This window comes from Actinomycetospora sp., from assembly GCF_055612215.1.
The window spans coordinates 1-8,766 of sequence record NZ_JBVPVA010000880.1 but is presented as its reverse complement, the minus strand read 5'-3'; the positions used below and the strand labels follow the sequence as shown (position 1 = coordinate 8,766).

Annotated in this window: 8 protein-coding genes; all 8 read left to right on the top strand. The window is 75.3% G+C overall.

Going from position 1 to position 8,766, the window contains the following annotated elements; translation table 11 throughout:
- A partial coding sequence (locus tag AC0CYZ_RS23990; RefSeq protein ID WP_472219992.1) for a glycosyltransferase family 4 protein occupies positions 1-1,287 on the top strand: 1,287 nt, incomplete at its 5' end.
- Positions 1,284-2,456, top strand: a complete 1,173-nt coding sequence (locus AC0CYZ_RS23985) for a glycosyltransferase (RefSeq protein ID WP_472219991.1) — start codon at positions 1,284-1,286, stop codon at positions 2,454-2,456. The genes AC0CYZ_RS23990 and AC0CYZ_RS23985, both read left to right, overlap by 4 nt.
- Positions 2,449-3,198 (top strand): class I SAM-dependent methyltransferase, encoded by a 750-nt coding sequence (locus AC0CYZ_RS23980; protein WP_472219989.1) that lies wholly within the window; start codon positions 2,449-2,451, stop codon positions 3,196-3,198. Before AC0CYZ_RS23985 ends, AC0CYZ_RS23980 begins: the two co-directional genes overlap by 8 nt.
- Before the next feature lie 14 nt (positions 3,199-3,212).
- On the top strand, positions 3,213-3,872 hold the full coding sequence (locus tag AC0CYZ_RS23975) for an acyltransferase (RefSeq protein ID WP_472219987.1): 660 nt from the start codon (positions 3,213-3,215) through the stop codon (positions 3,870-3,872).
- Positions 3,873-3,876: 4 nt separating this feature from the next.
- Complete coding sequence (locus tag AC0CYZ_RS23970) at positions 3,877-5,163, top strand: MATE family efflux transporter (RefSeq protein ID WP_472219986.1); 1,287 nt, start codon at positions 3,877-3,879, stop codon at positions 5,161-5,163.
- The gene (locus AC0CYZ_RS23965) at positions 5,160-6,674 is read left to right on the top strand and encodes an O-antigen ligase family protein (protein ID WP_472219985.1); all 1,515 of its coding nucleotides are present in this window, start codon (positions 5,160-5,162) and stop codon (positions 6,672-6,674) included. Before AC0CYZ_RS23970 ends, AC0CYZ_RS23965 begins: the two co-directional genes overlap by 4 nt.
- Positions 6,671-8,179, top strand: coding sequence for a tyrosine-protein kinase domain-containing protein (locus tag AC0CYZ_RS23960; protein ID WP_472219983.1), 1,509 nt, complete (start codon positions 6,671-6,673; stop codon positions 8,177-8,179). The genes AC0CYZ_RS23965 and AC0CYZ_RS23960 overlap by 4 nt, the downstream gene beginning before the upstream one ends.
- Before the next feature lie 81 nt (positions 8,180-8,260).
- The gene (locus tag AC0CYZ_RS23955) at positions 8,261-8,596 is read left to right on the top strand and encodes a hypothetical protein (RefSeq protein ID WP_472219981.1); all 336 of its coding nucleotides are present in this window, start codon (positions 8,261-8,263) and stop codon (positions 8,594-8,596) included.
- Positions 8,597-8,766 lie beyond the last annotated feature (170 nt).

Below are 8,766 nucleotides of genomic sequence, written 5' to 3'. Positions count from 1 at the left end.
ATCGCCCCGTACACCACCGGCATCGCCCGGTTCCTGGCCGACGCCGGGCACGACGTGCACGTGGTCACCGGGCTGCCGCACTACCCGACCTGGCGGGTCGAGCCCGGTTACGGCGGCCGTCGCATCGAGGAACGTGACGGCGCGGTGCGGATCACCCGCGTGAACCACCCGGTGCCCGCGGATCCGACCGGTCTCGGCCGCGTCCGCCTCGAGGCCACGTTCGCCGCTCGCGCGGCCCGGGTCGTCACGCACGGCGGCGCGCAACCCGACGTCGTCCTCGCGGTCAGCCCGGCACTGCTGTCGATCGGGACCGCGGCGCTACGCCGTCGTCCCGGACGCACCGCGCTCGGCGTCGTCCCCCAGGACCTCTACAGCCACGCCCTCTCCGAGACCGGATCGCTCGGGCGCGCCGCCGGCGGGGCCGCCGCGCTGGAGCGCACCCTGCTCTGCCGCGCCGACGGGGTCGTCGCCATCCACGCGCGCTTCCGCCGCTCGCTCGCCGCGCTGGGTGTCGACGAGAACCGGATCACGACCATCCGCAACTGGACCCACATCGATCCGGCGACCGGCCGCGGTGCAGCGGTCCGCGAGGTCCGTCGCCGGCTCGGGTGGCGCGATGACGAGATCATCGCGCTGCACGCCGGGAACATGGGCGCCAAGCAGGGACTCGAGACGGTCGTCGAGGCGGCGCGGGTCGCGGACCGTCGTGGCCTCGCGGTCCGGTTCGTGCTGCTCGGGCACGGCAACCGCCGCGACTCGCTGGCCGGTCTCGGCCGCGACGTCGAGCGGCTCCAGTTCCACGACCCCCTCCCGGCGGCGCACTTCACCGACGTGCTCTCCGCCGCGGACGTCCTGGTGCTCCACGAACGCCCGGGGATCGCCGAGATGTGCGTCCCCTCCAAGCTGACCTCCTACTTCGCCGCCGGACGCCCGATCGTGGCCGCGACGAACCCGCTCAGTGCCGCGAGCGCCGAGATCGCGAGCTCCGGTGCGGGTGTCACGGTCCTGCCCGGCGCCCCGGACGCGCTGCTCGACGCGGTCGTGGCGGTCCGGGCCGACCGGGCCGAGGCCGAGTCCATGGGGCTGCGGGGCCAGCTCTTCGCCCGCGACGTCCTCCACGTCGACGTGGCCCGCGCCTCCTACGTCGCCTGGGTCGAGCAGCTGGCCGCCGGGCGTCACGCACCGTGCAGCCTGCCGGCCGTGCGTCCGACGCGCGCCTCGGTCCACGCCCTCGCGGCCACGCATCGCCCCACCGACGTCACCACCCCCCGAGCGGAGCCGGCATGAGGATCGCGCTCGTCCACAGCTACCACCACTCAGCGGTCCCGAGCGGCGAGAACGTCGTCGTCGACGCGCAGGTCGAGGCGCTGACCGCCGCGGGGCACGAGGCCGTCGTCATCGCCCAGCACAACGACGAGCGCGGGCGCCGTCCCTGGTACCCCGTGGAAGCCGCGGCGACGGTGCTCACCGGGGTCGGGCCGGACCCGAGCGAGATGCTCGGCCGGGTCGCCCCCGACGTCGTGCACGTGCACAACCTCTTCCCGAACTTCGGGACCCGCTGGCTCGCCCGGTGGGAGGGCCCGCTGGTCGCGACCCTGCACAACTTCCGCCCGATCTGCCCGGCAGGCACGCTGCTGCGTGACGGTCGGCGCTGCACCGACTGCGTGACGAACCCGGCGGCCGCCGTGCGTCACCGGTGCTTCCAGCACTCGCGGGTGGCAACGCTGCCGCTGGCGATCGCCGGGCGCGGCGGAGCCACCCGACACCCGGTGGTGGCCCGGGCCGACCGCCTGATCGCCATCTCCCGGCGTGCTGCCGACGAGTACGTCGCGGCCGGTGTCGACGCGCGGCGGCTCGTCGTCGTCCCCAACGCCGTGGGCCGCGCGCCCGACGTGGCGCCTCCGGAGACCGCCGACCACGCGCACGCTCCCCGCTGGCTCTACGTCGGGCGTCTCTCCCCGGAGAAAGGGGTGTCCGAGCTCCTGGCGGCGTGGCCGGCGGGGCTGGCGCTGGACGTCGTCGGGAGTGGTGAGCTCGCGGACGACCTGACCGCGCGGTTCGGCGGGCGGTCCGGCATCCGTTTCCTCGGCGGCATGGGGAACGACGAGGTGCGGACCCGCCTCGCCGGCTACACCGGCCTCGTCGTGCCCAGTCTCTGGGCCGAGGCCGGGCCACCGCTGACCTACGTCGAGGCGCTGGCGGCCGGGGTGCCGGTGGTCGCCTTCGCCGGCAACGGCGCCGCCGACGACGTGGCCGCGCACGGTACCGGCGCGGTCGTCCGGCTCGGCGCCGACCGGCTCCCGGACCCGGCCGAGCTCGCCGTCGCCCTCAAGGACGTGCAGCGCGACCGGCCCGCCCTGTCCGGCCGGGCGCGCTCCGCGCACGCCCGGCGGTTCTCCACCGGCGCCTGGACCCAGGCGCTGACCGACGTCTACCGGGAGGTTCTCCGTGGGTGAGGCCAGCGGCGGCGCGTACGCCGCCATCCTGTCCGACCTCGTCACGCGTGGCGTGATGGGACGGCACGATTCGATCCTCGTGCAGTTCGCGGGCGTGTTCGACCAGTCGGTCGCACGCGAGCTCGGACTGACCAACGCCACCTTCACCAACATGGCGCCGGACTCGCCGTCGTCCCGCCTCTCGGGTGGTCACGCCGGCGATGCGCACTCCACCGGGTTCGCCGACGCCAGCTTCGACCACGTGATCGGGCACGCCGGCCTGCACCACTGCAGCCGCCCGCACCAGGCGCTGCACGAGATGTACCGCGTGGCCCGTGCCACCGTGGTCGCCGTCGAGAACCAGGACTCGCCGCTGATGCGCCTGGCCTGCTCGATGGGGCTCGCCGGGGTCTACGAGCACGCCGCGGTCCTCGACGGCGGCGGAATCACCGGCGGCGTCGACGGCACCGGGGTGCCCAACCACGTCTACCGGTGGACGCGCCGCGAGGTCCGCAAGACCATCGCGTCCTTCGACCCCGGGCACGACGTGCCGATCGAGTTCCACAGCGAGTGGCTGATCGGCACCGACCGCGCGCTCACGGCTTCGATGCGTTCCGTGATCGGCGGGCGTGCGCGGGCGATCGCGGCCCTCAACGCCGGGCTGAACACCATCGCCCGCGGGCAGGGCAACATCTTCGGCTTCACCGTGCGCAAGGACCTCGCGCGCCTGCAGCCCTGGATCCCCACGGCGGTGGCGTCGTGATCAGACACCGCAGGGTGCGCACCCTGCTCGCCGTCTCGGCGGCGGTGCTGCCGGGGGCCCTGCGGCGCTTCGTGCACACGCGGCTGCTCGGCTACGAGCTCGCCCCGACCGCGAGCATCGGGCACTCGATCATCGACGTGGACCACCTCGTCATGGGCGAGCGCGCCCGCATCGGCCACCTCGTCGCGATGCGTGGGCTGGAGCAGGTCCGCCTCGACGAGGGCGCCGTGGTGCTGATGCTCGTGTGGGTCAACGCCGTCCGCCGTTCCACCGGCTACTTCCAGGGCCTGGAGGGCCGGCGTCCCGAGCTCCTCATGGGCCGGCACTCGCTGATCAGCGTCATGCACTTCGTCGACGCGTGCGACCTCGTCGAGCTCCGCGACTTCGCCGCGATCGCCGGGTTCGGGTCGATCGTCCAGACCCACGCGGTCGACATGGAGCGGATGGTGCAGGACGCGAGCCCGGTCCGGATCGGGGAGTACTCCCTGGTCGCCACCCGGGCACTGCTGCTGCCCGGTGCGGAGGTCCCGCCGCGCTCGATCGTCGCCGCCGGGTCGGTCGTGACCCGGAAGCTCGAGGGTTCCTACGTGTTCGCCGGCTCACCGGCTCGCGCCGCGCGCCCCCTCAGCTCCGACCTGCCGTTCTTCACCCGCACCCACACCGAGATCGCCTGAGGCCATGACCGGTGCAGCAGCCACACCGACCCTGACCCGTCGCCGGGCCGTGCTCGGCGTCGTCGACCAGATCGTGGGGTCGGCCAGCAACTACCTGACCGCGTTCGTGGCCGCTGTCGTGCTGGTCCCGGATCAGTTCGGTTCCTTCGTCGCGGCCTACGCCGTGGTCACGGTGCTCTGCGCCGTGGGGCGTGCCCTCGTGGGCGAACCCCTGCTCACGCAGGTCCCGACCGCCTCCGGCCGCGGCCTCGGCGCCTCCGCGCTCGGCGCGGCGGTGGTCCTCGGAGTGGCCGGGGCGGCGCTCTGCGTCGTGGCCGGCCTCGTGTGGGGCGGCGGGGTCGGCGCGGGCCTGCTGGCGCTCGCCGTCTGGGTGCCGGGCGCGCTCGCCGTCGACGCCGGGCGCTACGTCCTGCTCGCCCGGGCCGAGACCGGGCGAGCCCTCCTGGTCGACGCGGTCTGGGCGCTGAGCCAGGTGACGATCCTCGGCGGCATCGCGCTGACGGGTGCCTGGTCGGTGGTTGGGGTCGGCGCGGCCTGGGGCGTCGGCGCCCTCGTCGCCCTGATCGCCGTCGCCGCGGTGACGCCGGAGGCACGGGCGGGCCTTGCGGCCTCGCGCCCGGGGCGCTGGTTCACCGCATCGCGCGACGTCGCCGGGTGGTTCTCGGTCGCCTCGGTCCTGGGGCAGGCGCAGGTCTACCTGGTGCTGCTGCTCTCCGGTCTCGCGCTCGTGCCCGCCGAGGTGGGTGCGTTGCGCGCGGTCCAGCTCCTCGTGTTCCAGCCGCCGGTCACCCTGTTCGCCGCCCTCCTGGTCCTCGCGACGCCGGTGATGGCTCGTCACTGGGCCGCGGGCGACCGCGCCGGCCTGCGGCGTACCCGGTGGGTCGCGCTGGCGGCGACGGGCGTGCTGGCCGCGGTGCTGCTCCTCGCGGTCCCGCTGCGCGGAGTGCTCCTCGAGGTGCTCTTTCCCCGCTACGTGGACGCCGCACCGCTGGTGCTGCCCATCGTCCTGCAGACCGCGCTCTCCGGGGCCGCGGTGCCGTTCCTGGCCCAGGTCCGCGGCGCCCGCCGCGGCGGGGCCCTGGTCGGGCTGCAGGCGGTGACCGCGGTCGCGACGCTCTCGGGCGCCGCGCTCGGGCTCGTGGCCGACGGGCTGCTCGGTCTGGCCTGGGGTCTCGCGGCGTCGGCGCTCGCCGCGACGAGCGCGGCGGCGGTGGTCGGGCGTCGGGTGGAGACGTCCGCGACCGAGCGTGCTCCGTCGCCGGCGCCGGGAGCGGCGGAGGTCCCGGCGTGAGCGGACACCGCGGGCAGGGACGGTCACTCGTTCCGGCCGCGGCAGCACTGACGGTCGCCGGCGCCGCCGCCCTGGTCGCCGTCGTGCTGCTGCTGGACGCCGGGCGCCTCGTCCCGCTCACCGACACCCTGCCGGTGTCGGCGATCGTGCTGGTGGCGGGCGCCGTGGTGGTGGTCCGCGGGGTCGAGGAGCTCGGTCTGGGGCTGCTGGGGCTCGCCGTGCTCGCCGCGACCTGGAACGGGGTCTCACCCGGCGGGCTCCCACTCGCGCACCTGTGCCTCGCGGGCGCCCTCCTCGTGCTGGCGCCCCTCGCCGTCGCGCGCGGCCAGGAGCTCCGGGTGCCGGTCTGGGTGTGGGTACTCGGTGCCGGCATCACCGTGGTCGCCGCGGCGTCCGTCGTGGCCCCCACCGACCGGGGCTACCTCGCGGGACGCTTCGAGGTGCCCGTCGAGGCGGTCATCGCCGCCCAGATCCCCGACGCCGCCGTCGGGGACGTCCTCAACGCCGTCCGCTGGATCATCCCGGCGCTGGCGCTGCCGCTCGCCGTCTGCCTGGCGCTGCGGTCGCGTCCTCGTCGGGCGCGGACGCTGGCGGCGGTGTGGGTGCTCGGCGCGACGGTGAACGCGGCCGTCGCCCTCGGCGACGAGAGCGGCGCCACCGCCGTCAGCGCGCGGCTCATCCCGGTCGTCGACGTCGGCGGACGGCAGGCGGGGCTCACCGCGCAGCCCAACCACCTGTCGCTGGCGATCGCGCTCGCCGTCCCGGCGGCGGTCTGGCTGCTGCTGCAGGCGCGTGGGGCGGCGCGGGCGGGGTGGCTGGTCGCGCTGGCCGTGCTCGGCGGCGGCCTCGTCGTCTCGCAGTCCCGGGGTGGCCTCGTCGTCGCGGTGCTCGCGGCGACCGCCGCGCTCCTCACCCAGCCCACCGGGCGTCGGCTGGTCGCTCCCCTCCTGGCCGCGGTCACCGTCGTCGTGACGCTGCTCGTCGCGTTCACGCCGCACCTGCTCGACACGGCGGCCACCACCCTGCGGCTCTCCGGCGCCGAGAGCGCCGAGGAGTCCAACACCATCCGGGGCCGCATCCGTGAGCAGGCCCTCGACGACATCGCCCACTCCCCGGTGCGCGGCATCGGGCTGCACGTCGTCGCCGAAGGTCACGCGATCTACCTGCAGCTCGCCGCGGCAGGTGGCGTCGTCCTGGTGCTGGCGTTCGCCGTGACCGTCCTCGGAGCCATCGTCGACGGCGTCGCGCTCGCGCGTCGTCCCGCGTCGGTCGAGCGCGGCCTCGTCCTGGTCCTGCTGGTCTCCGTCGCGTCATGGCTGGTGGTGGGCGCGGTCGAGAACCAGATCGCCGACCTCTACCTGTACCTCCCGATCGCCCTGCTCGCCGGTCTCGGCGTCGCTGGGGCGACCAGCCCTCCCACCGCCCCGGACGTCGCTGCGGACCCGGCGACGACCTCCGCACGTCCTGCCCCCGTCCTTGCGTCCGCACCCGGTCCCGGAGGAATCCGATGACGTTCGTCGCCCTGCTCACCGCCGTCCGGCGCCGATGGCCGTGGCTGGTCGTCGGGTTGCTGGTGGGTCTGCTGACCGCGACCGTGGTCACGGCGCTCGTCCCGCGCAGCTACTCCTCGACCGCCAGCCTCTACGTCTCCGCGGTCGACGACACGAGTGCGCAGAACGCCTACCAGGGGGTGTTGCTCTCGCAGCAGCGGGTGAAGTCCTACACGGACATCCTCACCTCGGACCGCGTCCTCCAGCCGGTGATCGACCGCCTGGCCCTCGGCGGGGACAGCGCCACACTCGCCAAGGACGTCGCGGTCACCGCCGACGCCGATTCGACGCTGCTGCGGGTCACGGTCACCGACTCGTCCCCCCAGCGTGCCGCGGACACGGCCGACGCCATCTCGGCCCGCTTCGTGACGGTGGTCGGCGAGCTGGAGCGCCCGCAGGGGAGCGGCGCACCCGCCGTCGTGGTGAGCATCGTGGACACCGCCGCCGTCAACAGCACCCCGGTCTCGCCCCGCTGGTCGGTCGATCTCGTCGTGGGTGCGGTCCTCGGTCTCGTGCTCGGCGCGGCCGCAGCGGTGGTTCGTGCCGCGACCGACCGCTCGGTGGCCTCGCCGCGCGAGCTCGCCGCGCTCATCGGAGCGACCTCCCTGGGTGCGCTGCCCGCGGTGCCCGGCGGTCCCGTCGATCCGGCCGGGACCGGCGAGTACGCCGAGGCGGTCCGGCGGGTGCGGACCAATCTGCTGTTCGCCGACGTCGACACCCCGCCGGCCGTCCTCACCGTGACGAGCGCCGTCCCGGGCGAGGGGAAGACGACGCTGGTCTGCGCGCTGGCTGCGGCCCTGGCCGCGACCACGCGGGTCGCGGTGGTCGAGGGTGACCTGCGGGCCCCGACGATCGCCTCCCGCCTCGGCCTGGTCGGGGAGGTCGGGCTCACCGACGTGCTGGCCCGCCGTGTCGCGCTGACCGCCGCGCTCCAGCGCTGGCGGGGTGTCGACGTGCTGACCAGCGGCGTCGTGCCCCACGACCCGAGCGGCCTGCTCTCGTCGCACGCCCTGGCCGACGTCGTCTCCCGGCTGCGCCAGACCCACGACGTGGTGCTCGTCGACGCCCCGCCCCTCGGTCCGGTCGCCGACGCGGCGGTCCTCGCGTCCCGTTCCGACGGTGCGGTGCTGCTCTGCCGGGCCGGATCGACGCCGCAGGACGCCGTCCTCGCGGCCGCCGAGGCGCTGCGCGCCGTCGGCGGACGTCTCGTCGGGTCGGTCGTGACGATGACCCGTCCGTCACGCGCCGACCGGTACGGCACGTACGCGACGTACGGCCGGGCGCCTGCCCCCGGAGCGCCCGCCCCGACGGGCCCCGGGCCCACCCTCGGCCGCTCGACAGGCGTCGACGTCCCGTCCGAGGTCACCACGTCCTTCGCTGCCGTCCCCGAGCAGGCGCACGGGTCGAGGTCCAGGTCCGGTGCCCACCTCCGAGCCACCTCCGGCGCCCGCCACAGCCTGAGGTGAGGGCGTCACCAGCCGCTGGGCGCCCCGGTGCGACGCATCGGAGCCCGGATCAGGTTCGGGCCGGGCGCGTCGTCGGGATCCGTGGCGCTGGTGGCGTGGACCGGGTCGGCGCCGCTGTCCGGGCACTGCCACATGGTGTTCACCCCGGACGGGTGGATCGCCGGGCTGCTCTCCGAGGGCGCCGTCGACGAGGTCGCGCGAGGGTCGTACGTCCCGGTGCCGCAGGACGGCAGCCCCGTCGCCGTGGACGTGACGTTCGTCGGCGACGCCGCGGTCCTGACGCTGCCGGACGGCACTCGCTCAGCGGTGCGGGACCCCCGCTTCGCTGCTGGGACCGGATGCATCGCCGTCTGGGAGTTCTACCGGCACGTCGCCACCTCGGCCGAGGTCTCCTTCAGCGAGACCTGGGCGGGCTGAGCACCCGTCCGGCTAGCGCCGCGCCGCCGGGGTGTCGGCCGGCAGCGTCGACCCGTGCAGCTCCCACCCGGCGCCGAGCCGGCGCTCCCAGCGCAGCGGGCCCTCCTGCTCCCACGGCCGCTGCGCCCGCAGCAGCACCTCCCAGGCGTACTGCTGCTCGTCCCACCAGG